The following is a 21,158-nucleotide window of genomic DNA, read 5'->3' as shown; positions in this document are numbered from 1 at the left end:
CCAGGAGCCGCCATGCAGGATCAGCTGTTCTTCGAAGGCTTGCGCGCGCTGGCCGAAGCCGCCTTCCCCAAGCATTGCGCCTGTTGCGGGCGCGAATTCGCCACGGCGGACGATTTCATTTTGCAGACGCAATCGATGCGCCAGAACGTCTCGGGGCTGAAACAAAGCTTCGACGACAACAACGTGGCCATCGTCGAGGTCTACCGCAATTGCCTGTGCGGCTCGACCCTGATGGATTTCTTTTCAGACCGGCGCGACACCTCCGAGGCATCGCTGCAGCGACGCCAGCTGTTTGAACGGCTGTTGCCGCCGCTGATGGAAAAAGGCATGGAACGGGGCGCCGCACGCGAGTATCTGCTGCACGTCGTGCGCGGCCAGCTGCCGTGACGGGGCAGCTGACTGCTGGCCGCTGGCATTACCAGTAGCCCAGCACCTTCCACCAGGTCGTGCCGACGACGGCAAAGATCAGCAGTTCCACCACGCACATGATGAAGCCAACCCGCCACCAGTTGCCCATCGTCACGAAACCGCTGCCGAAGATGATGGGCGAAGTGCCCGTCGCGTAGTGGGTCAGGGTCATCATGATGGCCGAGCCGGCCGTCATCATCAGCATGAAAGGCACGTGGTATTCGGCCGGGATCAGGTGCAGGCCCACCGTCAGGAAGGCCAGCAGCATGGCGCTGATGTGGGCCGTCGTGCTGGCGAAGAAGTAGTGCGAGAAGACAAACACCAGCACAAGCACGCCGGCGATCGGCAGCCAGTCCATGCCGCTGGCGACGATGGCCGCCTTCATGCCGGCCGAGAACCAGGCGATCACGCCCGTCTTGTTCAGCTGCTCGGCCATCATGACGAGCGCGCCGAACCACACCAAAGTGTCCCAGGCGCTCTTTTCCGACAGCACATCATCCCAGTCGATGGTGCCGGTAATGATCAGCACGAACAAGCCGACAAAGGCGACCACCGTCGCATCGAGCGAAAACGCGGGGCCGAACAGCATGGCCGGCACGTTGGCCCACAGCAGCAGCAACAGGGCGAAGGTGCCCAGCATGACTTTTTCCGACGGCGACAGCGGGCCCATGCCTTTCAATTCCGCCTTGGCGTAGGTGACGGCGTCGGGCGTGGCTTTGAGTTCCGGCGGCGACAGCCAGTAGATAATCAGGGGCATCACCAGCAGGCAGACCAGGCCCGGCAGCAGCATGCACAGGGCCCAGGTGGTCCACGTCAGGTGGAAACTCTGGCCGCTGGCCTTGGCCACGAAGTCGACCACGAGCGGGTTCGGCGCCGTGGCCGTAAGGAACATGGCCGAGGTGATCGGGTTGGCGTGGTAGTTGACGAGGGCCAGGTAGGTGCCGACCTTCTTTTCCGTGCCCTTGGCCGGGTCGGAATCAAAGGCGTTGGCGATCGATTTCATGACGGGGTGGACGATGCCGCCGCCGCGCGCCGTGTTACTTGGCGTAAATGGCGCCAGCACCAGTTCGCAGATGGCCAGGCCGTAGCCGATGCCCATGGTGCGCTTGCCCAGCAGCGAGATGAACAGCAGGCCGATGCGGCTGCCCAGCCCCGTCTTTTTCAGGCCGCGCGAAATCAGGATCGCCACGACGATCAGCCAGATCAAGGGATTCGAAAAACTGCTGAGCGCATCCGTGATGGCGCCCTTGGACGAGGTCGACGTCACTTGCGACAGCGAAACGATGACGATGGCCATCATGGCCATCACGCCGATCGGCATGACTTTCAGGATGATCGCCAGAATCGTGGTGAGGAAAATCGCTACCAGGCCCCAGGCCTTGGGCGTCAAGCCATCGGGTGCCGGCAGCAATAGCATGCTCACCAGCAAGGCCGTGCAGATCAGGGCGGGGACGAGGCGGAATGGGACGGCTTCCTTGAAATGCAGGAACAGGTCGCGCACTGTTTTATACATCATGATTTCCTTTGCTGGACAGGCATCCTGGCGGGCGGTCGCCCGCGTGGATTGGTGATAATTCTTTTTAGCAACATCATACAAGCTCATGCGCCACTACCCTGCTCCGTTACGCCTGCGCGTGCCAGGAAATTCCCGAATCGTTGACTTGAGCGGTATCAGAGTGCCGGTAAATATTGTTGAGCAGTGACAATGGGTGACTTTTTTGTCAATTTTTCTCTGTATCTTTCCCGTAGCTGCCGCCAGATATGCCACCAGGATTGCCAACCTTTCAGGGGAAAACTTGATGAATAGCACGGAACAGTACTCGATACATCCATCGATCGGCGTTGCCCGCGTGGGCAACAGCCATGATTCGTTTTATCTGGCGCCGGAAACGATCGGCGGGCTGCCGATCGAAGTCGACAGCAACAACGATCCGCAGCTTGTCGATGGCAAGCCGGTCCGCGTTGCCCAATTCAAGGATGCGGCCGGCCGCGTGCGGCGCCAGGCAGCCAGCTTCCGCATCTACAAGTCCGTGGCGGGACGTCCCGGCGAAAAAGTCCTCGTCGACCTGCAGGACCCGAACATTGCCAAGATCGAGTGGACGGTGCACGTGGCAAACAAGAAGGCAGCGTGGTGGAACTTCATTCCCCTGCTGGGCGACCTGATGTTCGGCCCATACAACAGCTATGAAACCTGGGAAAAGACGCCGCCCGCCTGGAATCTGACGCCCACGTCCTGGACCAATCTGCGCAATGACACCGTCAAGGGAGATGAGGCACGGCAAAAACTGATCGTCGATCCGGGACCGCGCACACTCGATGCGCCGCTGGGCAAGGCCCATTTCGACAAGGATGGCGCCGGTTCCTATGCGCACGTGTCCTTCCCCGATCCGCACGCCATCACGCAAGGCTATCCGGTGCGCACGCTCGGTGAAATGCGCACGGATTCACGCGGCAACCTGCTGGTGATCGGCGCCTATGGCCGCGCGGGCGGCTCCGAAAGCATCACGGGCTTTGGCGGCGGCGATACGTGGAATGACGACGTGGGCGATGGCCCCGTCAGCGCGACCATCCATTTCACGGATGGCAGCCCGTCCGTGGAACTGAAAGCGTGGGTGGTTATCGGCTCACCGAAGTTCGCGCCCGAGCTGGTGAATATTTCCACCTGGGATGACGTCGTGGCCGACATGGCCATCAAATACAAGAACGCGCTGCCCGAGGCCTACGACACGGCCCGCTGGAGCGGTAGCGATGGCTGGAATCCCGACTATGTCGTCAATTACGCGCAGGACATTCAGCCCTTCCTTGCCAGGATAGGCGATTACCAGTGGGTGGCGACGGTGCCGTCGATGACGGCCTTCATCCGCCCCAACTTCGACGTGGCCGATGCGTCGGAAGCGAACCGGCCGCAGCGCGAAAAATTCTTCAGCTATTTCAGGAAGCCGTCGGCCATCCGGCCCGGCACGGAGGAACAGGCGCCCGGATTCACCGGTGGCCAGGGCGGACAATTGTTCAGCGAAGCCACCACGGAGAACCCCGCCGCCGGCATTCCTCTCGTGCCCTTGAATTCGGGCAGCAATTCCGTGCGCAACAACGTCATCAGCAAGTTTTCCGTGCTGACGGATACGCAATACTTTGCCCTGCAGCAATGGGCGGCCGGCAAATTCGCCGCCGATGCGCCGGGCCTGGCGCTGCCCGGCATCGACCCGCTCGATCAGGCGGCCATCGGCAATTGCGTGGGCGAACCCATGTGCCCCGGCATCGAAGTGACGTGGAGCGTGCGCAATCCCGTCATCTATGCGAAACCGTACGCCATCCTGCACCGCGTGGATGCCGATTACGCAAAAAACGGCCTGTCGGCGGGCCGCGACGAGTGCGAACCGCTGGACTGGAACGACCCGACCGTCGGCACCGGTTGCGAACCGGGCGACCTGACCAAGCGCATGGCCATCCCGTGGCAAGCCGACTTCTATGACTGCTCCGTGCAGATGATCAACTTCGACAATCCGGACCTCGTCAAGAATCCCGACACGCTCATCCCCGTGCCGCCCACCTACTACGCCTACTGGTGGCCGCCGCAAAGCCCGTGGAACGTGATCAACGGCGCCACCACCAAGGAAGAACAGGCGCTTGCCGGCGTGCCAGCCGGCATGCAGGTGATGTACAGCCGCGGCATGAACAGTTTTTCGCAGATGATCAGCTCCTGGCACTACCTCGGTTTCATCGTGAACCAGAACCAGGATGCCGAGTCGGGCCGCCAGTACCCGTATTTTGTGGAAAAGGAGCGCAATCACGCCAAGTTCGTGGCCGCCAGCGTCGGGGTCGGCAATGCCAGCAGCTTCATCACGGGCGACGATTCCAACTACCTGCCCGCCTGGTTCCTCAAGGACGAGGATCCGCAGACGGCGCCAGAGAAGGCATCGCAGCTGTTTGCCACCGGCGGCGCGCAAGTGGCCGTGCATGACACGCCGAAGAAAATCCAGCCTGCCAACCGGCGCCGGTTTTCCCATTGAGTGTCACGCCAAGCACGTCGTCATCGCGCGACTACGACGTCGTCATTGTCGGCGGCGGTGCCGCCGGCACTGCCGCCGCCCTGACCCTGGCCCGCTACACGGGCTTGCGCATCGCCTTGCTGGAAAAGCAGCTGTTCGACGATTACCGGGCCGGCGAAACGGTATCGTCGTCCATCTTCTCGATGCTGGACTTCCTGGGCGTGGGCCGCGACCTGCTGGACGGCGCCCAGCTGCCCGCGTTTTCCCATGCGGCCGCGTGGGGCAGCGCGGAGCTGATGTCGCGCGAAGCCGTCTTCAGCAGCCACGGCCACGGCTTGCACCTGGACCGCCGGCAATATGACGCCATCCTGCTCGAACATGCGCGCCTGGCGGGCGTGGCGTTGCTGCGCCCGGCGCAACTGGTACAGCTCGAACACGGCGACCCGTGGCGTCTGCGCGTGGCGAGCGAGGGGCAGGAAACGGACCTGACGGCCCGCTACCTGATCGATTGCAGCGGCAAGCAGGCGGCCATCGTGCGCCAGCGCAAGCGTCCGATCCACACGGAAGACTCGCTGGTGGCGCTGTACGCCTATTATCAGCTGGACGAGCCGCAATTCCTGCCGCACCGCACCCTGGTGGAAACGACGGAACATGGCTGGTATTACGCCGCGCCCCTGCCGGGCGAGCGCGTGGCGCTGGCCTTCATCACGGATGCCGACATCCTCAAGCGCCTGCGGCTGAAGGAAGCGGCGCCCTGGCGCGAGGCCGGCATGGGCACGCGCCATGTGGGCGACATCCTCGCGCGCCTGCCCCCGCCGAGCGCCCTGCGCCATTACGCCATCCACAGCCGGGTGGCGTCGCTGCCGGCCGATGAAAACTGGACGGCGGCGGGCGACGCGGCCGCCTGCTTCGACCCGATCTCGTCGCTGGGCATCGGCCAGGCCATGGCCTCGGGCATCCATGCGGCGCGGGTGGCGGAAGCTTATCTGGCCGGCGAGCGGGGCATGGCGGCCGGCTACCGGCGCAGCGTCTTCGCCGCGTTTGAAACCTATCTGCAGATGCGGCGCGGCTTCTACGGCGCCGAGCAGCGCTGGCGCGATGCGCCGTTCTGGCAGCGCCGGGCCGCGTCTTGACGCGTCCGGCAAAAAAACTGAGCCAGGTCAAGAGAGCGCATGTCCACGGCCCGTTTCCGGGCCAATTCCAGCCCCGCCTTGCCATTCGCACTATAATGTTGGCACCGTGTGCGGCAGCATTGGCGGCGATAGACGGTAACAATTTCGTGTGGAGGCCGGTACAATAGCGTCTGGGCCTACACAGGGTTTCACTTTTGCCAGCAGTTGCCAGCAACTAACCATTTTTTTGACCAGCCAACAAATACTATGAGTTCGATGAATGAAGAGCGCGTTTTAAGCGTGCACCACTGGACGGATACCCTGTTCTCCTTTACCACCACGCGCGACCCGTCGCTGCGTTTCTCGAATGGCCATTTCACCATGATCGGCCTGCGCGTCGACGGCAAGCCATTGCTGCGCGCCTACAGTATCGCCAGCGCCAATTACGAAGACCATCTGGAATTTTTCAGCATCAAGGTGCCGGGCGGCCCATTGACGTCGCGTTTGCAGCATTTGCAAGTGGGCGACACCGTCATCGTCGGCCGCAAGCCGACGGGTACCCTGGTCTCCGATTACCTGCTGCCAGGCAAGCGCCTGTACATGCTGTCGACGGGCACGGGCCTGGCGCCTTTCCTCAGCATCGTGCGCGATCCGGACATCTACGAGCGTTTTGACCAGCTGATCCTCGTGCACGGCGTGCGCCAGGTCGATGAACTGGCTTACCACGACTTGCTGGAAGAGCATTTGCCGAAGCATGAGTTCCTCGGCGAAATGGTCAGCGACAAGCTGCGCTACTACCCGACCGTGACGCGCGAAGACTTCCGCAACATGGGACGCATCACGGAACTGATCGAGAACGGCAAGCTGGCTGAAGACCTGGGCGTGCCGGCATTGAACCCTGCCGAAGACCGCGTGATGATCTGCGGCAGCTCGGACATGCTGCGCGACCTGAAGGAAATGCTGGAAGCGCGTGGCTTCAAGGAAGGCAATACCTCGACGCCTGGCGACTTCGTTGTCGAGCGCGCGTTCGCCGAGAAGTAATCGGCAGCAAACTCGTAGCAAATACAGGGGCCCGGCCCCGCCGCTTCCCGCGGCGGCGCCGGGCCTTTTCATTGCAACTTGTGCCATCAACTTGTGCCATCATTTCCTGCGCGCTCCTGACAGAAATTGTCAGTACTTTTTATTATGATTTCGGCACCCGCTGGCTAGCAAGCCAGTACTATTGATATCTCCATCTGCGACAGGACTTTTCATGACACGTGCCATCACCATTCTGACCGAGAACTTTGCCGATTGGGAAACCGCCCTGCTCAATTCCACGGCGCGGCTGTACTACGGCTTTTACACGCAGTTCGCCACGCCGGGCGGCTTGCCCGTCACCTCGTCCGGCGGCATGCTGGTCACGCCGCAACTGGCGCTCGAAGAGATCGTGCTCGACGAACTCGACTTGCTGATGGTGTGTGGCGGCAGCTTCTGGCAAAGCGGCAAGGCGCCCGACCTGGGCCCGCTGCTGCGCGCGGCCCGCGATAAGGGCGTGGTGCTGGCCGGCATTTGCGACGGCACGCGCGTGCTGGCGCAGGCTGGCGTGCTCGACACCGTGCGCCACACCTCGAATTCGGCCGATAACCTGGCGGATACAGGCTATGCGGGCGCGGCCCTGTACCAGGATGTGCCGTGGGCCGTGGCCGACCAGCGCGTCGTCACGGCACCGGGCACGGCGCCTGTCACCTTCACCAGGGAAGTCTTGCGCGCCCTGGGCATCGCTGATGACAACCTGGCCGCTTACCTGGCCATGCACGGGGCCGAGCACGGCCAGGCAGCCCGCTAATTGGCACCCAGCACGCGCAGGCGCGCCACGGCGTGCGCATTGCCCGGGTCCAGTTCCAGCGAACGGCGGTAATGCGTGACGGCCAGGGCCTTGGCGCCGTCCGCCTCGTACGCTTCGGCCAGGCTGTCGTGGCCATTCGCCCCTTGCGGGTACAGTTGCACACCCAGCTGGAAGACGGCCACGGCCTGTTTCGGCTGCTGCCGCCCCAGCAGGCGGTAGCCCCAGGCATTCAAGTCGTCTTCCGTGGGTTCCGGCAAGCCGTGCTGGCGCAGGATGGCAGCCAGTTTCTTGTCCAGCCCGTCGAAACCGGCGCTCGCCGCCTGCTTGCGCAGCAAGTGCGCGGCATACGCGCCGCCGCGCTGCTGGCGCAGGGCGGGAAGATAGAAGCCGGCGACGGTATCGATCAGCTGTTCCGGCTGGCCGCCAGCCAGGTTGCTGAGGATAATGACGGCCAGACCATCGTTCGGATACACATAAAAGGCCGAGCGGCCACCGCCGATGCCGGCCACGGCGCGGTGGCCATCGCGGCCGATGGTGGGCCAGCCCAGCGCCCACGGCGCCGGTTTGCCGTCATTCAAGCTGGTCGGCTGCCACAGCCGTTCCACACCGGCGGGCGCCAGCAAGCGCCCCGACTGCAGCGCGATGAGCCAGTTGGCCAGTTCGCCCGCATTGCTGTTGATGCCGGCCCCGGCGCGCATGAACACGGGAAAGTCTTCAATCACGTTGCGGTAGCCCTTGCCGCCCCGGTCCAGCACGTAGGAACTGGCCTTGTTGGCGACCACATCCTTCGCGTCGCCAAAGCCGCTGTGCCGCATGCCGGCCACGTCGAACTGCCGGCGCTGGATAAAAGTAGTAAAGGGCTGGCCGCCTAACCGCTCGACCAATTGCGCCAGCAACACATAATTGGTCTGGTTGTAGCGGTAGCGCTGGCCAGGCGGAGCTTCCACGGGCAGCGCCTGCACGGCGGTCCACGCCGCATCGGCATCGTCCGGCTGCGGCCCCACGAGCTTGCCGCTGCGCTGGTCCAGCACGTCGGGCAAGCCCGAGGTATGGTTGAGCAATTGGGTCACCGTCACGGCTTGCCAGGCGACAGGCAGCCCCGTCAGGTGCTTGCCGATAGTCGCGGCCAGGTCGATCTTGCCTTCTTGCACCAGCTGCATCACGGCCACGCCCGCAAACGCTTTCGTTGCCGAGTTGATGGAAAACAGGCTCGTGTCCGTCACGGGCACCTGGTATTGCAGGCTGGCCAGGCCAAAGTTGCGCTTCAGCACAACCTTGCCATGCTGTATCACGGCCAGTTGCAGCCCTGGAATCTGGCGCTCCTGCATTTCGCTGCGCACGAAGGCGGCAATATCGTGTTCGGCACGCGATGCCTGCGCACGGCTGGCGGGAACGGCGGCAAGCGCCATGACAAGCAGGACGGACGGCAGGCATGGCTTCACGATGCGGCTTTCGGCAAGAGAAAACGGAACCGCAGCATCCCATACCTATTTGTCAACGTCAACGATAATCTTGCCAGTCAGAAAGTTACTCTCCCAGCCACACATCCTCGTACCCTTGGCGGTCGAGAATGAACTTGGCACCGCTGGGCAAGGCCAGGTAATCGACCACCTGCGGCAGCATCTCGTGCAGGTGTTCCGCATGCAGGGGCTGGTAAAAGCCGCTGGCGTCGTCGTGTTCACCGCAATGGATAAACCAGCTGATCGTGCCATTTTCCGGCAGCTCAATGCGCGTGCCGTAGATGGGCGACTGCGCCAGGCTGCCGATGGCCAGGGCCACCATGGGTTCGGGCGCTTGCGCCGGCAGGCCGAATTTGTCGCAGATGCGCTGCTGTTTTTCGCTGATCAGTTCAGTCAGGTTCTTCATCATCTTGTTCTCAGGATCCGATGTAGCGGTAATGGAGGTGCAGCGCGCCATCGTGGCCGGACATTTCCAGGTGCAGGATCGCTTCGCCGGGCTTGCCATCGGCCAGCAGCCGGCATTCCAGGCCCAGCGGTCCCGCCCCGGTGGCATACACGTCGACGGCGGGACGGCCGCCCTTGCCCGGTACGAAGGCTTGCGCCAGCGGCGCCAGTGACAATGCCTGGTCCGCCGCAAAATAGCTGTCGAGCATTTCGATGATCTCGTCGGCCACGCCCGGCGACAGGCCCCAGTCGCGTTGCAGCGCAACAGGATCGCGCCCGTCGAGCGTCTGCACGAAGGCCGCGGCTTGCGCATATGCCAGCTGACGCAGGCTGTCGGTAACTGCCATTTCCATCATGTGGCTCCTGCCCTGTCCATTCAACAGGCGCCATTATAGTGCGTGGCCGCGCGCCTAGGCTATCCGTTTGCCATCCATAATCAGACCGCTTGCCGCTCATTTAAAATACCATCCTTATTATTTATCGCACTGCAATAATATAAATGGACCGCGTGATATTTTGTGAGTATTCCTAAAATATAATCTCGAATACGATTGATTTTCAATTGACGCTTATTTATTTCGGCGCTAATATCGAATGGCCATATACCATGGCATACAGCGCAAGCAGTACTTAACCATCACAAGAGGATAGTACAATGCAAAATCAAACCAAATTGTTCGCATTCAAACTGGCTGAAAAACAGGTACAAAAACAGGAAGCGCCCGCCACCGCCTGGAAGGTGCGCGACGGCGTAGCCGTGGCCGGCTGCACCGCGGTGGAAGCTGAGCAGTACCGCGATTCCTCGCGCTTCCAGCCAAACGACCGCGGCCAGTATTGCTGATACTCGGCACGCCATAACCCCCGCCCGGCATGGGGGTTTCATATATTCCCCCATATTCAAACTGGCGCTGGCGTCTATTCCGGCGCGGCTTCTCTGCGCGCAATGAATACATAAACACCTTTCAATTGCAGATTCCATTTTTAAAATCAGTATTCATCGGTAAAAATCGGAACACAACCATTAATAGAGGATCTCATGCATAAAGAAACTAAACTGTTCGCATTCAAACTGGCGAAAAAGAAGGAAGAAGAAAAGCCGGCGCTTCCTGCGCCCTGGAAAGTACGCGACGGTGTCGCCGTAGCCGGCTGCACGGCTGTCGACAGCGAGGAGCAATACCGCTATTCGCGTATCGGTTCGAGTGACGGCGGCGAGTTCTGCTGATACGTACGCCAGCTGAAAGCCTTGCCACGGCAAGGCTTTTTTGATTCCCCCTTACCGCAGCCCCCCGACATGTACAAAAAGGTTTTGATTATCAGCCATAGCGGCGATCTGCACGCCGACCTGGTCGTAGCCATCCTCGCCGCGCGCGGCCATGCCCCCTTCCGTATCGACCTCGACGCCTTTCCCCGCGATTACCAGCTGTGCCAGCGCCTGCTGGACGGCCGCGCCAGCGCGCGCCTGCGCCACTTGCCCGAGGGCGACTGGCTTGACTTGCAGCAGGTGGGCGCCGTCTGGCTGCGCAAGGCGGCCGACTATGCCTACGCCAGCGCCGACCTGACGCTGCAGGAACGCGCCTACGCCCAGCTGGAAACGGAGCAAGCCGTCTTCAGCGTGCTGTACGGGCTCGATTGCTACTGGCTCAGCCATCCGCTGGCCCTGCGCGGCGCCCAATGGAAAGGCGAACAGCTTGCGCGCGCCGCGCGCATGGGCTTTCGCGTGCCCGCCACCGTGATTACCAATGTGCCCGACGACGTGCGCGCTTTCCGCGCGGCCATCAACGGGCCCATCATTTTCAAGAGCATGTCCACGCCCAGCCTGGCCGCCGAAACGGTCGAGGACGTTGACAGGGTCAGCGCCGGCATCGGCACCACCATTGTCGACGATGCCATGCTGGACAGCTTGGACGCGGTCAGCGAACTGAGCTGCCAGTTCCAGGAATATATAGCCAAGCAATACGAACTGCGCATCACCGTGATCGGCAAGCAACTGTTTGCCGCGCGTCTGTATTCCCAGGATGATGCGCGCACGGCCATCGATTCGCGCGATATGTCAGCCCCCATCCGCTATGAAGCATGCACCTTGCCAGCGGAAATACAGCAGCGCTGCCTCGCTTTCGTGCACAGCTATGGCCTCGAGTATGGCGCGCTCGATCTCATCGTCACGCCCGACGGCGAGTACGTTTTCCTGGAAAACAACCCTGTTGGTCAATTTTTGTATGTGCAACAACTGGTGCCTGCCTTGACCATGCTGGAAAGCGTGGCCACAACCCTGATCGAAGGAGCCGTATGCCGCAGCCAGACCTGAACCAGATCCCCGTCCAGCTGCGCGAACTGGAACTGGCGCGCGACAGCCGTGCCATCGTCCTGGCCGCCTCGCACCTGGACATGGAACTGCTGCCCGCCCTGTATGAACTGTGCCAGGGCATCGGCCCCGTGGCGCGCCTCGACGTGGTGCTGCACAGCCGTGGCGGCATCGTCAACGCGGCGCGGCGCATCGCCCTTCTGCTGCGCCAGCATGCGCGTCACCTGAGCTTTATCGTGCCCTTCCACTGTCAGTCGGCCGCCACCCTGCTGACCCTGGGCGCCGATGAGATCATCGCCAGCGACCTGGCCCTGTTCTCGCCCATCGACCCGCAGCTCGATGGCGCCGACGGCGGCTCCATGTCCAGCCTGGACATCAAGGTCTTCGGCGACATGGCGCAGCAGTGGTTCGGCGTCGATGCCAGCGAGGCGCGCCAGCAATCGCTGTCCTTGCTGTGCGGCAGCATCTTTCCCCCTTCCCTGACGGCTTTTTACCGCACCACCCTGGAGCTGGCGCAGATCGGCGAGGAATTGCTGGCCTGGCAATTGCCTGATGCCACACCCGAGGCCCGGCGCGCCATCGTCGCACAACTGGTGACGGGCTACCACTCGCACAACTATGCGTTGACGCGCGAGGAATTGGCCAAGCTGGGCTTAAACATGGCGCGCGATGCCCACGCCGAACGGCTGGGCTGGGCCATCTCGACGCAATTGCAGGCGAGCATAGGTGGCGCCTTGCGCAGCGCGCCCGACGAGCCGTGGAACGATGCCCTGCTGGCATCGCGCGACGGCGTGCAGCTGCGGTGCCAGCGTCCGGGCGGCTACGCGCCGGTGTGGAGCACGCAATGCTGACAGCTCTCGCCTTTTTGTCCGATATCGCACGCTATGTCATGGCCTTGCTGTTGCTGGCGGCCAGCGTGGGCAAGCTGCGCAGCTACGGGGAATTTCGCGGCAACCTGGCCACCTCGTTCGGCGTGGCGCCCGCTGTCGCCACTGTTGCCGCACCGGCCCTGGTGGCGGCGGAACTGCTGCTGGCCGGCTGGCTGCTGGCGGGCGGCACGCAGCTGCCCATGCTGCTGTCACTGCTGCTGCTGAGTACCCTCACCGCCGTCCTGGCCTGGCGCTACTTCACGCACAGCGTGGTGCGCTGCAGCTGCTTTGGCGAAGCGGCGCGGCCCGTGTCGCAATACGACCTGTTGCGCAACGTGCTGGCGGTCGGCATCAACGGCGCCTATTTCGCATTCGCGCAGACGGCATCCTTGCCCATCGCCACCTCGGTCCTGGCTGCCGGACTGGCGGCCATCGTCTGCGTGGCCGTGATTTCCCTGCACGACATCGCCACGTTGGCAAAGGCAGGCTGATGGATGATACGACCTTGCAACTTGTGCTGGCAGCGCTGGCCTTTGCCCTCGCCGGCAATATCTGGCTGACCCTGGCCGTGCTGCGCGCCAGCCGCCGCGAACGCATCGCGCCCACGGCGCTGGTGCCGGGCGAGCCCCTGCCGGCAGTGCAAGCCCGTCCCCTGGCTGGCGGCGCGCGTTTCCAGCCGGGTGCCGCGGGCCAGGCGGCCGTGCTGCTGTTTTTGGCCAGCCGTTGTCCGAAATGCGCGGAAAAGCTGGCTGGTATCGAACAGCTGCTGCCGCTGGCGCGGGACGCCGGCCTGGCCCTGTGGCTGATCAGTGAAGAACCGGCCCGCCGGCTGCGCGCCTTTTTGCCCAGTAGCATCTTGCGGGAAGCCACGGCGCGGCTGACGCTACGCGATTACCGGCGCGTGAACCCGCTGATGAGTTCGCCTTCCTATGTGTTCGTCAATCACGAGGGCACGGTGGAAGCGGCCGGCCTGATCGGCGATGAAGACTGGCTGGCCCTGGCCGGACAATTGAACGCCGAACCGTCGCAGGAGCGCGCCGCATGAACCATGTAAACATCGGCCCCCATCTGGAACGCCTGCGCCTGCTGTACCCGGTGCGCTGGCGCATCGCCGCCGGCCTGCTGTGCATGGCCCTCACCGTGGGTGCGCAGCTGGCCTTTCCGCAAGCCATCGCGTATTTCATCGATAACGTGGCGGAACTGACGCGGCGCGGCGTTACGCCGGGCATGGTGGCCGCCATGCTGGCCTTCAGCCTGCTGTATGCGCTGGCCTCGGCCGCCCGCTTCTATCTGCTGCAATCGGGCGGCCACATGATCGTCATGGGCGTGCGCCGGCGCCTGTTCGACGTGGTAATCAACCAGCCCATCGCCTTTTTCGACAAGCACCATGGCGGCGAGCTGAACAGCCGACTCACGTCCGACGTGTCGGCCCTGCATGAAAGCCTGACGATCGGCGCGGCCAATGCGCTGCGCTCGCTGTGCGTGTTTGTGGGCGGCATCGCCATGCTGCTGCATCTGTCGCCCATGCTGAGCTTGCCGCTGGCCCTGTTCATTCCCATCAGCCTGTATCTGGGCAAGTTATCAGGCAGTAATTACCGGCAGCGCGCGCGGGCCATTTCCGCCACCCTGGCCGCCAGCGGCAAGGTGGCGCAGGAATACTTTGCCCATGCGCGCCTGGTGCAGGCGTTCAACCAGCAAGGCGGCGCCATGGCCCGCTACGCGCAAGCGATGCGCGAACTGCTGGGCGTGTCCCTGGCCGGCACGCGGCTGCTGGCCGTGTTCCAGGGCGCGCAGGGCTTGCTCGCCTTCGTTGCCCTGCTGACCACCTTGTGCTTCGGCGCCCACCTGATCGGCCAGGGCCGCTTGAGCGTGGGCGAGCTGACGGCCTTTGTCATCTATGCCAGCATGGTGACGGACACGGCCGGCTCCATCAGCGAATTTTGGAACACGTGGATGCGCACGATGGGCTCGACCGACCGCATCTTCGAGATCCTGCGCAGCCACCGCGCCGTGCCCGAGGCGGCGCCGCAGCCGCCGCTGGCCGGCCATATCGCGCTGCGCGACGTACGTTTTTCGTATCCCGAACGCACGCAGGTGACGGCCCTCGACGGCGTCAGCCTGTCCATCCGCGCGGGCGAAAAAATCGCCCTCGTCGGCGCTTCGGGCGCGGGCAAGTCCACCATCGCCAGCCTGGTGCTGGGCCACTATCAGATAGACGCGGGCAGCCTGCAGTTCGACGGCATTGATGCGCACGTGCTGGGTGTGACGCAGCTGCGCCGCCAGATGGCCGTGGTGGAACAGGAGCCGGCCCTGTTTTCCGGCAGCATCGCCGACAATATCGCCTTTGCCGTGCCGGACCGGGTCGTGGCGCGCGAAGCAATGGTGGCGGCGGCGCGCCTGGCGCATGCCCACGAATTCATTGCGGCCTTTCCGGACGGCTACGAGACCCTGGTGGGCGAACGGGGCGTGCAATTGTCCGGCGGACAGAAGCAGCGTATCGCGATTGCCCGCGCCATCCTGCGCGCGCCGAAAATCCTCATCCTGGACGAAGCGACGAGCGCGCTCGACGCCGCCAGCGAACAGCAGGTGCAGCGCGCGCTCGATACCTTGATGCAAGGGCGCACCACGATCATCATCGCCCACCGCTTTTCCACCATCGTCAAGGCGGACCGCATCATCGTCATGGACAAGGGCCGGATTTGCCAGCAAGGCACGCACGCTGAACTGCTGCGCGCGGGCGGCCAGTGTGCGCGGCTGATGCAACAGCAGCTGTCGCAATTCCAGCAGTTGCATGACAGTGCGGCAACCCTGTAAAGTGGGCCAGATGAAAAAAACCTACCATGGCAGTTGCCACTGCGGCGCCGTGCGCTTTGCGGCCGAGATCGACCTGGCGGCCCCCAGCCTGCGCTGCAACTGTTCCTACTGCCTGAAAATCCGCTGCTGGGCCAGCCTGGTCCCGCCTGCGGATTTTCGCCTGCTGGCCGGTGAAGCGGACTTGAGCGAATACCGCTTCGCCGCGCGCCGCGAGCGCCATTATTTTTGCCGCCATTGCGGCGTGCGCCCGTTTGGCTGCGGCGATTCGCCCCGCAGCGGCCCGTTCGTCGGCATCGGCGTCAACTGCCTCGATGACGCATCGGCGGCCGAGCTGGCGCAAGTGCCCGTCACCTTTGTCGATGGCCAGCATGACGAGTGGGATGCGCCGCCGCAGGAAACGCGGCATCTGTAGTAGCAATGTAGAAATGGTTGCCATCCACCACGGAGTTTTCCTACGTGGCGACAAGTCGTGTCCCTATGGCTAAGCCCGACGCAGGCAGCGAGAATGGTCTCAACGGTGCAGCCAATGTTGAACCGGATGATTACGCAACCAACCATAGGGGACATGACCATGACTTCGAACAGCAACGACAAATCGGGCGGCCAATCGGACAAACAGCAATCGGGCCAATCGGGCAGCCAGCAGTCGGACAAACAGTCCGGCACCCGCCAATCGTCGGGCGGTACCCAGGGCGGCACGCACGAGCAGCATGTCGAGGCGGGCCGCCAAAGCCACAAGAATGACGGCGACAAGCAATCGGGCTCGCAGCAATCGGGCCAACAGTCGGGCCAGCAATCGGGTTCCGGCACCGGCACGCGCGGCGGCACGCATGAGCAGCACGTGGAAGCGGGACGTCAAAGCCACAAGAATGACGACAAATCCTGACCCCGGGGACATGGCCAGAGGCGCCTTCTCAACATGAAAGCACTGACGGCCATGCTGTGCGCCGGGCTGACCATGGGCCTTGCCGCCTGCGGCGCCAGGAATACGGCATCAAACGTGGAGGCTCCGGGCGCACCGGCCGGGGTCTCCACACGCGTGCTGGACGCGGGTGCCGACGCATTGCAAGCCCGGCCGCCGATTGCGGCGCTGAACGCCTACCTTGACGGTTTTCATTTCTATAATGGCAATCTGCGCGGCCAGATGGAAGCGCACCATTATTGCGCCATCGTCAATGAAGAGCTGATCCAGTGCGTGATCTACGATGGCAATGTCAAAGATGCCAAGCTGATGGGCGTCGAATACATCGTCAGCGCCAGGCTGTACGAAGGTTTGCCCGCAGCGGAAAAAGCGCTGTGGCACAGCCACGTGCATGAAGTCAAATCAGGCCAGCTGATCGCCCCCGGCATTCCCGCCGTGGCGGAAAAAGCCTTGATGCAAAAACTCGTCGCCACGTATGGCAAGACCTGGCATACCTGGCACACGGATGTACACAAGACCTTGCCGCTGGGCGTGCCGCAACTGATGATGGGATTTACAAGCGATGGACAGGCCGACGCCGCCATGGTCGCCGCGCGCGACCGCCGTTTCCGCATCGATTCGGCCGAAAAACGCCGCCAGCGGGCCGATATCGCCGCGCCCGCCATCATGGACGGTGCCGATGCCTGGCAGCACGGCACGACCATTCAGCTGGCCGACCCGACGGGAACGCAGCACGGTTCCTCATCACTACCGTCACCCTCCACGCACACGGCCGAACCCGCCATTTCGCGTCCGGCCAGATAGCCGGCACGCGAAAGGCCGTTGTCTGTAACCGCATTCTGGGCGATAATGACGGCCATGAACGATACCACCACCTTACCCCCATTGCCCGATCGCCTGTCGATCGACCCTAGCAGCCCTTATCACGTTGCAGCCGTGTTCGAGAACGACGTCGGCATCCGCTTCAACGACAAGGAACGTCTTGACGTGGAAGAATATTGCATCAGCGAACGCTGGATCAAGGTCGCTTCCACCAAGTCGCTCGACCGCCGCGGCCGTCCGCTGCAGATCAAGCTCAAGGGCAAAGTCGAAGCGTTTTACCGTTAAGTAATACTTGTACTGACCATCGAGGCCGATTTTCATCGGCCTTTTTTGCGTGCGCCGCCTTCCGCTCACGCTTCGGTGGTGACCAGCCCTGCCGCGGCCGCCATGGGCAGCCACAGCATCGTATCGGCCAGCACTTCGTCCGGCTCCCTGCCGCTCGATTGCGCCGCCTGCCGCGCGCATTGCGCCAGCGGCGCGCCGGCGGCCAGCGCCTGCAGGCAGTAGAACTGCCACGGCTGCAACTCCTGCATGGCAAGCCGGTAATGCAGGCGCGAAATGGCGACAAAGGCGGGAGCGGCCACGGGCTGGGCCGGCACGGCGTCGTCGGGCGCCGCTTGCGCCTGTTGCCAGAAAGAACACATCGGAAACGACAGCGCCAGCAGCCGCGTGCACGGCGCCAGGCGCCAGGCCAGCGCCATTCCCAGCATCAAGTCCAGGCCGGAAGGCAAGATAGGCGGCGGCCGTTTTTCCAGCCCCGGCGCCCTGCCCGCTTCGCCGCGCGCCCGCTCCAGCTGCGCCAGTTCGACGGCAAAGCGCAAGGCGTCTCCCTGTGCCCCGGCGCCACGCTGGGTGGCGGCGAGAAAATCGGCAAAACCGCCGCCCAGGTCATACAAGGTAGGCGAAGCGGACGGGTGGCGCCACACATAGGCGCGGGCAAAGAAGGCGAACAGCTCGTCGCCCATGACCTTGCGCAAGACGGGATAGTCGGCCTGCAGGCATTCGAGCAGGCGCTGCACGTAGCCGTCCGCATGGATGTGCAGCGGCGCCGGCCCGCCCCGCGTCCGTTTCAGCACTTGCTCCTGCATCAGGCCGTGGCGCTCGCTGGCCAGCTGCGCCCCGTGCACGGCACCGCCGGGCGCCGTCATGGCCGTCAGGAACCACGCCTGCAATTGCGCCAGCGGCGCGCCATTACCGTGCATGGGCCGCCTCCAGGTGAAAGCCCAGCGGCGTAGAGACGGCGGCGGCAGCCTTGGCTGGCGCGGCGTCCGCGAATTCGCCCCGCACCGCCGCGCGCGCCTTGTCCAGTTCAAGCAGCAGCTGCGGATATGGTGGAATCTCCGCATCCCATTCCAGCAAGGCCGACACGCCGCCCGTCAGCTGCTGCGCCAGCGCGTACAGGCGCCAGACGGCGGCCGGCACGGGCGCATCGTGGGTATCGATCAGCATGGCGCCGCAGACGGTCGGCCCGGCCAGGTGGATCTGCACGATGTGGTCGTGCGGCAACTGGCGGATGTAGGCGGCCGCGTCATAGCCGTGGTTATGCGCACTGACGTGGACATTGTTGACGTCGAGCAAGATCCCGCAGCCCGTGTCCTCGGCCAGGCGCCCCAGGAATTCCCATTCCGGCATGCTGGACTGGGCAAACTCCACGTAGGTGCTGGGGTTTTCCAGGATCAGGGGCCGGCCGAGGAATTCCTGTACCTGCCGCACGCGCGCGCCCACGTGGCGCAGGCTGGCCTCGTCCAGCGGCAGCGGCAGCAGGTCGTGGCTGTTGAGCGAGGCGGCGCCCGTCCAGCACAGGTGGTCGGAAATCCACATGGGCCGGATCTCGGCGGCCAGCTGGCGCAGCTTGCGCAGGTAGGCCAGGCTCAGGGGATCGCTGCTGCCGATCGACAGCGACACGCCATGCATGACGATGGGCACCTGCGCCGCCACCTGCTCGAGCACATGGCGCGCATAGCCGTGGTTATCGATGAAATTTTCGCTGATGATCTCGAACCAGTCCACCTGCGGCCCGTGGCGCAGGATGTGCTCGTAGTGCGGCGGGCGCAGTCCCACGCCCAGGCCCAGGTTCGGCAGGCCCAGGCGCGGCCGCGCCTCGTGCAGGATGCCCCGCATCAGGTCGACGGCGGCAAGGCCAGGCGCAGGTCGGTGGGCGCCGGCGGCGCTCCCACCGGCGTGCCGCGCGCCGCCATCACCTTGCCGTAGGCTTCCCAGGCCTTGTCGTAGACATTGTCGCCCAGCGTAAAGCTCATCGTCTGGCCCAGAGGCTTGCTGCGGTGCTCGGGTGTGGGGCCGAAATCGTACAAGGTCATGGTGGCGGGCTCGGGCGGTTCCTTGCCCGTGGTGTTCGGATACAGCTGCGAGGCCGAAATCGGCACGGCGCAGCCGCCGAAGCTCGCGCATTTGTTGTCGCTGGGCGCGCTGTAGACTTTATCGGCCTCAGGTGGCGGTGGCGGCACGTAACATGGCGAGCCCGGCGATGCGGCGGCCTTGACCGAGTGGCCGCAGGACGAGCCGCCCGTGTCGGCCTGGGCAAAGCCGCAGCCGCCCTGGGCGTGGCAGCCGTTGGAACCGCGGCACGTATGGTAGACGGCCAGCGCGGCACAGGTGGACGACGCTTCGCCCTCCAGGTGCATGCCCTGGCAGGCGTGGTACAGCACGCTCTTGTCGGCCAGCGGCACGCCCGTCGCCAGGTTTGGCGCCTGGCCCAGCACGGCCCAGCAAATGGCCATGCGGTCGCCCGCGCCCACCATCGACGGATACGGGAAGTCCAGTTGCTGGTTCAGCCAGTACTGGTCCAGCACGGAAGTGATGCCGTAGATGGCGCCCGTGGCCACCGTGCTCAGCATTCCCAGGGTGCCGCTGGTATCCTTCAGGCGGTTCAGGGCGCCCGCCACGTCGGCCGGCGCGGGAATGTTCTTCGGCGCGGTGGCAGGGTTGTAGCGCTCGTTGGTCAGCATGGCCTCGCTCCAGCGCTGGCCTTCCCGGTGCCAGCCGGCCCAGGTCTTCACGGGCAGCATGGACTTGACTTGGCCGAAGCGCTCGTAATGATCGAACGGGGCGCTGTCGTGGCGCGCCTGCGCGTCGCGCGATTCGGCGTCCTTGCCGTTGTTCGCGTAGGACGGGTAATCGCACTGCAAGGCGGCCAGGTCTTCGCGGTAGTCGGGCTGCACGGCCATCAGGCGCTGCGCCGCGTCGCGCCGGTAGCGCTGGATGGCCGCTTCGCTGCCCTCGCCCTGGTCCGTGATGGCCGCCATCATGTCGATGGCCTTGTTGAACGAACCCGTCTGGCCGCTATCCTGGTCCTGCGGGCCGAAGCAGGTGTCGAAGCGGGGAAATTCCGCCCGCGCATGGCCCTGGACCCGGCTGTTGAACATGTCTTGCTGCACCGAGCCGTTGACGAACAGTTTTTGCCACAGGGTCTGGCCATCCGTGTATTCGATGCTGATGTAGCGCGCATAGCATTCGTACATGTAGCCGATGGTGCCGAACAGGGGCAGATCGTGCACATGCTTGCCCGGCGTCCAGCCCGGCAGGGGCACTTCCGGGAAGTATTTCGTGTGGTCCTGGCTGTCGAACTCGGCCAGCTGCGCGCGGGCCTGCTGTTCCGGTTGCTCGATGGCGAGGAACAGGTCGCACTGGTTGTCGTTCAGTTCTTCCAGGTTGACGCGCACGTGGCGGTAGCCGGACGTGTCCTGCAAGTCGACGATGTGCGGGATCACGGTGCAGTGCTCGCCATAGCAGGTCCAGCCATGGTCCAGCGATTGCAGCTCCGACCCCGTGAAGCATGGCGCCGTGCCGATGGCCGTGGCCAGGTTGGCCGCCATCTGCAGGTGCAGCATTTCCTGGATGAAGACGCTGAAGATGATATTGAAGGCTTTCTGCTCGGCCAGTTCGGGGCGGGCCGTCGTGCCCATGCCCGGCCACTGGCGGCCTTCATAATACGTGATGCCTTTCGAGTTGATCTGGTGCGTGCCCTGGATCGAATACATGGTGGCCATGTACAGGGGAATGGTGAACAGTTCCACGCTGACGGCCGCCTGGGCGATGGCGCGCACGGCCGCCGTGTCGGTGGCCAGCATGTCGAGCGGACGGTTGCTGATGGCGGGCTGGGTGCTTCCTAGAACGGGCATTTTCATTCTGTCTCTCCACAGGAAGGATGCGTTTCGGATATCGGGCCGC

At 63.8% G+C, this 21,158-nt stretch carries 23 protein-coding genes; 16 read left to right on the top strand and 7 right to left on the bottom strand.

The window, feature by feature from the left end; translation table 11 throughout:
- Positions 1 to 12 precede the first annotated feature (12 nt).
- On the top strand, positions 13 to 387 hold the full coding sequence (locus V3C40_RS03985) for a hypothetical protein (RefSeq protein WP_331776587.1): 375 nt from the start codon (positions 13 to 15) through the stop codon (positions 385 to 387).
- Between the two features lie 28 nt (positions 388 to 415).
- Here V3C40_RS03985 and V3C40_RS03980 read toward each other — a convergent pair whose 3' ends face one another.
- A complete protein-coding gene (locus V3C40_RS03980; RefSeq protein ID WP_092708234.1) occupies positions 416 to 1,921 on the bottom strand; it encodes an anion permease in 1,506 nt (501 codons plus the stop codon).
- A 286-nt stretch (positions 1,922 to 2,207) separates the two neighbouring features.
- Between V3C40_RS03980 and lodA the strand changes: the two genes are divergently transcribed.
- From lodA to V3C40_RS03960, 4 genes are all read left to right on the top strand, one after another.
- Positions 2,208 to 4,418, top strand: coding sequence for a CTQ-dependent lysine 6-oxidase LodA (lodA, locus tag V3C40_RS03975; RefSeq protein WP_331776586.1), 2,211 nt, complete (start codon positions 2,208 to 2,210; stop codon positions 4,416 to 4,418).
- Positions 4,415 to 5,530, top strand: coding sequence for a tryptophan 7-halogenase (locus V3C40_RS03970; RefSeq protein ID WP_331776585.1), 1,116 nt, complete (start codon positions 4,415 to 4,417; stop codon positions 5,528 to 5,530). Before lodA ends, V3C40_RS03970 begins: the two co-directional genes overlap by 4 nt.
- A gap of 246 nt (positions 5,531 to 5,776) precedes the next feature.
- A complete protein-coding gene (locus tag V3C40_RS03965) occupies positions 5,777 to 6,550 on the top strand; it encodes a ferredoxin--NADP reductase (RefSeq protein ID WP_034748152.1) in 774 nt (257 codons plus the stop codon).
- 211 nt (positions 6,551 to 6,761) lie between these two features.
- Complete coding sequence (locus V3C40_RS03960) at positions 6,762 to 7,337, top strand: type 1 glutamine amidotransferase family protein (RefSeq protein WP_331776584.1); 576 nt, start codon at positions 6,762 to 6,764, stop codon at positions 7,335 to 7,337.
- On the opposite strand, the gene V3C40_RS03955 is transcribed toward V3C40_RS03960, so the two are convergent.
- From V3C40_RS03955 to V3C40_RS03945, 3 genes are all read right to left on the bottom strand, one after another.
- A complete protein-coding gene (locus V3C40_RS03955) occupies positions 7,334 to 8,779 on the bottom strand; it encodes a serine hydrolase domain-containing protein (protein ID WP_331776583.1) in 1,446 nt (481 codons plus the stop codon). The two genes, V3C40_RS03960 and V3C40_RS03955, sit on opposite strands and share 4 nt — an antisense overlap.
- An 85-nt stretch (positions 8,780 to 8,864) precedes the next feature.
- Positions 8,865 to 9,203, bottom strand: a complete 339-nt coding sequence (locus V3C40_RS03950; RefSeq protein ID WP_331776582.1) for an immunity protein Imm33 domain-containing protein — start codon at positions 9,201 to 9,203, stop codon at positions 8,865 to 8,867.
- A 10-nt stretch (positions 9,204 to 9,213) separates the two neighbouring features.
- Positions 9,214 to 9,597, bottom strand: coding sequence for a hypothetical protein (locus V3C40_RS03945; RefSeq protein WP_331776581.1), 384 nt, complete (start codon positions 9,595 to 9,597; stop codon positions 9,214 to 9,216).
- A 299-nt stretch (positions 9,598 to 9,896) separates the two neighbouring features.
- Here V3C40_RS03945 and V3C40_RS03940 point away from each other — a divergent pair, with 299 nt between their 5' ends.
- The 11 genes from V3C40_RS03940 (at position 9,897) to V3C40_RS03890 (ending at position 17,255) form a co-directional block, all read left to right on the top strand.
- On the top strand, positions 9,897 to 10,082 hold the full coding sequence (locus tag V3C40_RS03940) for a hypothetical protein (RefSeq protein ID WP_331776580.1): 186 nt from the start codon (positions 9,897 to 9,899) through the stop codon (positions 10,080 to 10,082).
- Positions 10,083 to 10,277: 195 nt separating this feature from the next.
- Positions 10,278 to 10,463 (top strand): hypothetical protein, encoded by a 186-nt coding sequence (locus V3C40_RS03935; protein WP_331776579.1) that lies wholly within the window; start codon positions 10,278 to 10,280, stop codon positions 10,461 to 10,463.
- A 69-nt stretch (positions 10,464 to 10,532) separates the two neighbouring features.
- The gene (locus V3C40_RS03930; protein WP_331776578.1) at positions 10,533 to 11,546 is read left to right on the top strand and encodes an ATP-grasp domain-containing protein; all 1,014 of its coding nucleotides are present in this window, start codon (positions 10,533 to 10,535) and stop codon (positions 11,544 to 11,546) included.
- Positions 11,528 to 12,394, top strand: coding sequence for an SDH family Clp fold serine proteinase (locus tag V3C40_RS03925; RefSeq protein WP_331776577.1), 867 nt, complete (start codon positions 11,528 to 11,530; stop codon positions 12,392 to 12,394). The genes V3C40_RS03930 and V3C40_RS03925 overlap by 19 nt, the downstream gene beginning before the upstream one ends.
- Positions 12,388 to 12,903: a MauE/DoxX family redox-associated membrane protein gene (locus V3C40_RS03920; RefSeq protein ID WP_331776576.1), complete on the top strand. Its 516-nt coding sequence runs from the start codon at positions 12,388 to 12,390 to the stop codon at positions 12,901 to 12,903. The genes V3C40_RS03925 and V3C40_RS03920 overlap by 7 nt, the downstream gene beginning before the upstream one ends.
- A complete protein-coding gene (locus V3C40_RS03915) occupies positions 12,903 to 13,457 on the top strand; it encodes a hypothetical protein (protein WP_331776575.1) in 555 nt (184 codons plus the stop codon). Before V3C40_RS03920 ends, V3C40_RS03915 begins: the two co-directional genes overlap by 1 nt.
- The gene (locus V3C40_RS03910; RefSeq protein ID WP_331776574.1) at positions 13,454 to 15,226 is read left to right on the top strand and encodes an ABC transporter ATP-binding protein; all 1,773 of its coding nucleotides are present in this window, start codon (positions 13,454 to 13,456) and stop codon (positions 15,224 to 15,226) included. The genes V3C40_RS03915 and V3C40_RS03910 overlap by 4 nt, the downstream gene beginning before the upstream one ends.
- A 10-nt stretch (positions 15,227 to 15,236) precedes the next feature.
- On the top strand, positions 15,237 to 15,638 hold the full coding sequence (locus tag V3C40_RS03905) for a GFA family protein (RefSeq protein WP_331776573.1): 402 nt from the start codon (positions 15,237 to 15,239) through the stop codon (positions 15,636 to 15,638).
- Between the two features lie 159 nt (positions 15,639 to 15,797).
- The gene (locus tag V3C40_RS03900; RefSeq protein WP_051990946.1) at positions 15,798 to 16,112 is read left to right on the top strand and encodes a hypothetical protein; all 315 of its coding nucleotides are present in this window, start codon (positions 15,798 to 15,800) and stop codon (positions 16,110 to 16,112) included.
- A 33-nt stretch (positions 16,113 to 16,145) separates the two neighbouring features.
- Positions 16,146 to 16,952 carry an OBAP family protein gene (locus V3C40_RS03895; RefSeq protein ID WP_331776572.1) on the top strand — a complete coding sequence of 269 codons (807 nt, stop codon included), beginning with the start codon at positions 16,146 to 16,148 and terminating at the stop codon, positions 16,950 to 16,952.
- 54 nt (positions 16,953 to 17,006) lie between these two features.
- Positions 17,007 to 17,255: a DUF3297 family protein gene (locus V3C40_RS03890; RefSeq protein WP_010398340.1), complete on the top strand. Its 249-nt coding sequence runs from the start codon at positions 17,007 to 17,009 to the stop codon at positions 17,253 to 17,255.
- A gap of 65 nt (positions 17,256 to 17,320) precedes the next feature.
- Here the strand turns inward: V3C40_RS03890 and V3C40_RS03885 are convergent, their stop codons facing one another.
- The 3 genes from V3C40_RS03885 to V3C40_RS03875 are packed head-to-tail and all read right to left on the bottom strand — an operon-like array spanning position 17,321 to position 21,115.
- On the bottom strand, positions 17,321 to 18,172 hold the full coding sequence (locus tag V3C40_RS03885) for a DNA-binding domain-containing protein (RefSeq protein WP_331776571.1): 852 nt from the start codon (positions 18,170 to 18,172) through the stop codon (positions 17,321 to 17,323).
- Positions 18,162 to 19,091 carry an MNIO family bufferin maturase gene (gene bufB / locus V3C40_RS03880; RefSeq protein ID WP_331776570.1) on the bottom strand — a complete coding sequence of 310 codons (930 nt, stop codon included), beginning with the start codon at positions 19,089 to 19,091 and terminating at the stop codon, positions 18,162 to 18,164. Before bufB ends, V3C40_RS03885 begins: the two co-directional genes overlap by 11 nt.
- Complete coding sequence (locus tag V3C40_RS03875) at positions 19,091 to 21,115, bottom strand: ferritin-like domain-containing protein (RefSeq protein ID WP_331776569.1); 2,025 nt, start codon at positions 21,113 to 21,115, stop codon at positions 19,091 to 19,093. The genes bufB and V3C40_RS03875 overlap by 1 nt, the downstream gene beginning before the upstream one ends.
- Positions 21,116 to 21,158: the final 43 nt, after the last annotated feature.

The organism is Janthinobacterium sp. LS2A (assembly GCF_036543145.1).
GTDB lineage: Bacteria > Pseudomonadota > Gammaproteobacteria > Burkholderiales > Burkholderiaceae_D > Janthinobacterium > Janthinobacterium aestuarii.
Note: the sequence above shows the minus strand (reverse complement) of the source record. Positions and strands in the feature narration are given on the sequence as shown.

Excerpts from the sequence above, each read along its gene's own strand:
- V3C40_RS03965 (WP_034748152.1), top strand. The coding sequence starts at position 5,777 with ATGAGTTCGATGAATGAAGAGCGCGTTTTAAGCGTGCACCACTGGACG.
- V3C40_RS03950 (WP_331776582.1), bottom strand. The coding sequence starts at position 9,203 with ATGAAGAACCTGACTGAACTGATCAGCGAAAAACAGCAGCGCATCTGC.
- V3C40_RS03885 (WP_331776571.1), bottom strand. The coding sequence starts at position 18,172 with ATGCACGGTAATGGCGCGCCGCTGGCGCAATTGCAGGCGTGGTTCCTG.
- V3C40_RS03930 (WP_331776578.1), top strand. The coding sequence starts at position 10,533 with ATGTACAAAAAGGTTTTGATTATCAGCCATAGCGGCGATCTGCACGCC.
- V3C40_RS03920 (WP_331776576.1), top strand. The coding sequence starts at position 12,388 with ATGCTGACAGCTCTCGCCTTTTTGTCCGATATCGCACGCTATGTCATG.
- V3C40_RS03980 (WP_092708234.1), bottom strand. The coding sequence starts at position 1,921 with ATGTATAAAACAGTGCGCGACCTGTTCCTGCATTTCAAGGAAGCCGTC.
- V3C40_RS03935 (WP_331776579.1), top strand. The coding sequence starts at position 10,278 with ATGCATAAAGAAACTAAACTGTTCGCATTCAAACTGGCGAAAAAGAAG.
- V3C40_RS03875 (WP_331776569.1), bottom strand. The coding sequence starts at position 21,115 with ATGAAAATGCCCGTTCTAGGAAGCACCCAGCCCGCCATCAGCAACCGT.
- V3C40_RS03915 (WP_331776575.1), top strand. The coding sequence starts at position 12,903 with ATGGATGATACGACCTTGCAACTTGTGCTGGCAGCGCTGGCCTTTGCC.
- V3C40_RS03945 (WP_331776581.1), bottom strand. The coding sequence starts at position 9,597 with ATGATGGAAATGGCAGTTACCGACAGCCTGCGTCAGCTGGCATATGCG.
- V3C40_RS03900 (WP_051990946.1), top strand. The coding sequence starts at position 15,798 with ATGACTTCGAACAGCAACGACAAATCGGGCGGCCAATCGGACAAACAG.
- V3C40_RS03890 (WP_010398340.1), top strand. The coding sequence starts at position 17,007 with ATGAACGATACCACCACCTTACCCCCATTGCCCGATCGCCTGTCGATC.
- V3C40_RS03940 (WP_331776580.1), top strand. The coding sequence starts at position 9,897 with ATGCAAAATCAAACCAAATTGTTCGCATTCAAACTGGCTGAAAAACAG.
- V3C40_RS03925 (WP_331776577.1), top strand. The coding sequence starts at position 11,528 with ATGCCGCAGCCAGACCTGAACCAGATCCCCGTCCAGCTGCGCGAACTG.
- V3C40_RS03910 (WP_331776574.1), top strand. The coding sequence starts at position 13,454 with ATGAACCATGTAAACATCGGCCCCCATCTGGAACGCCTGCGCCTGCTG.
- bufB (WP_331776570.1), bottom strand. The coding sequence starts at position 19,091 with ATGCGGGGCATCCTGCACGAGGCGCGGCCGCGCCTGGGCCTGCCGAAC.
- V3C40_RS03895 (WP_331776572.1), top strand. The coding sequence starts at position 16,146 with ATGAAAGCACTGACGGCCATGCTGTGCGCCGGGCTGACCATGGGCCTT.
- lodA (WP_331776586.1), top strand. The coding sequence starts at position 2,208 with ATGAATAGCACGGAACAGTACTCGATACATCCATCGATCGGCGTTGCC.
- V3C40_RS03905 (WP_331776573.1), top strand. The coding sequence starts at position 15,237 with ATGAAAAAAACCTACCATGGCAGTTGCCACTGCGGCGCCGTGCGCTTT.
- V3C40_RS03960 (WP_331776584.1), top strand. The coding sequence starts at position 6,762 with ATGACACGTGCCATCACCATTCTGACCGAGAACTTTGCCGATTGGGAA.
- V3C40_RS03985 (WP_331776587.1), top strand. The coding sequence starts at position 13 with ATGCAGGATCAGCTGTTCTTCGAAGGCTTGCGCGCGCTGGCCGAAGCC.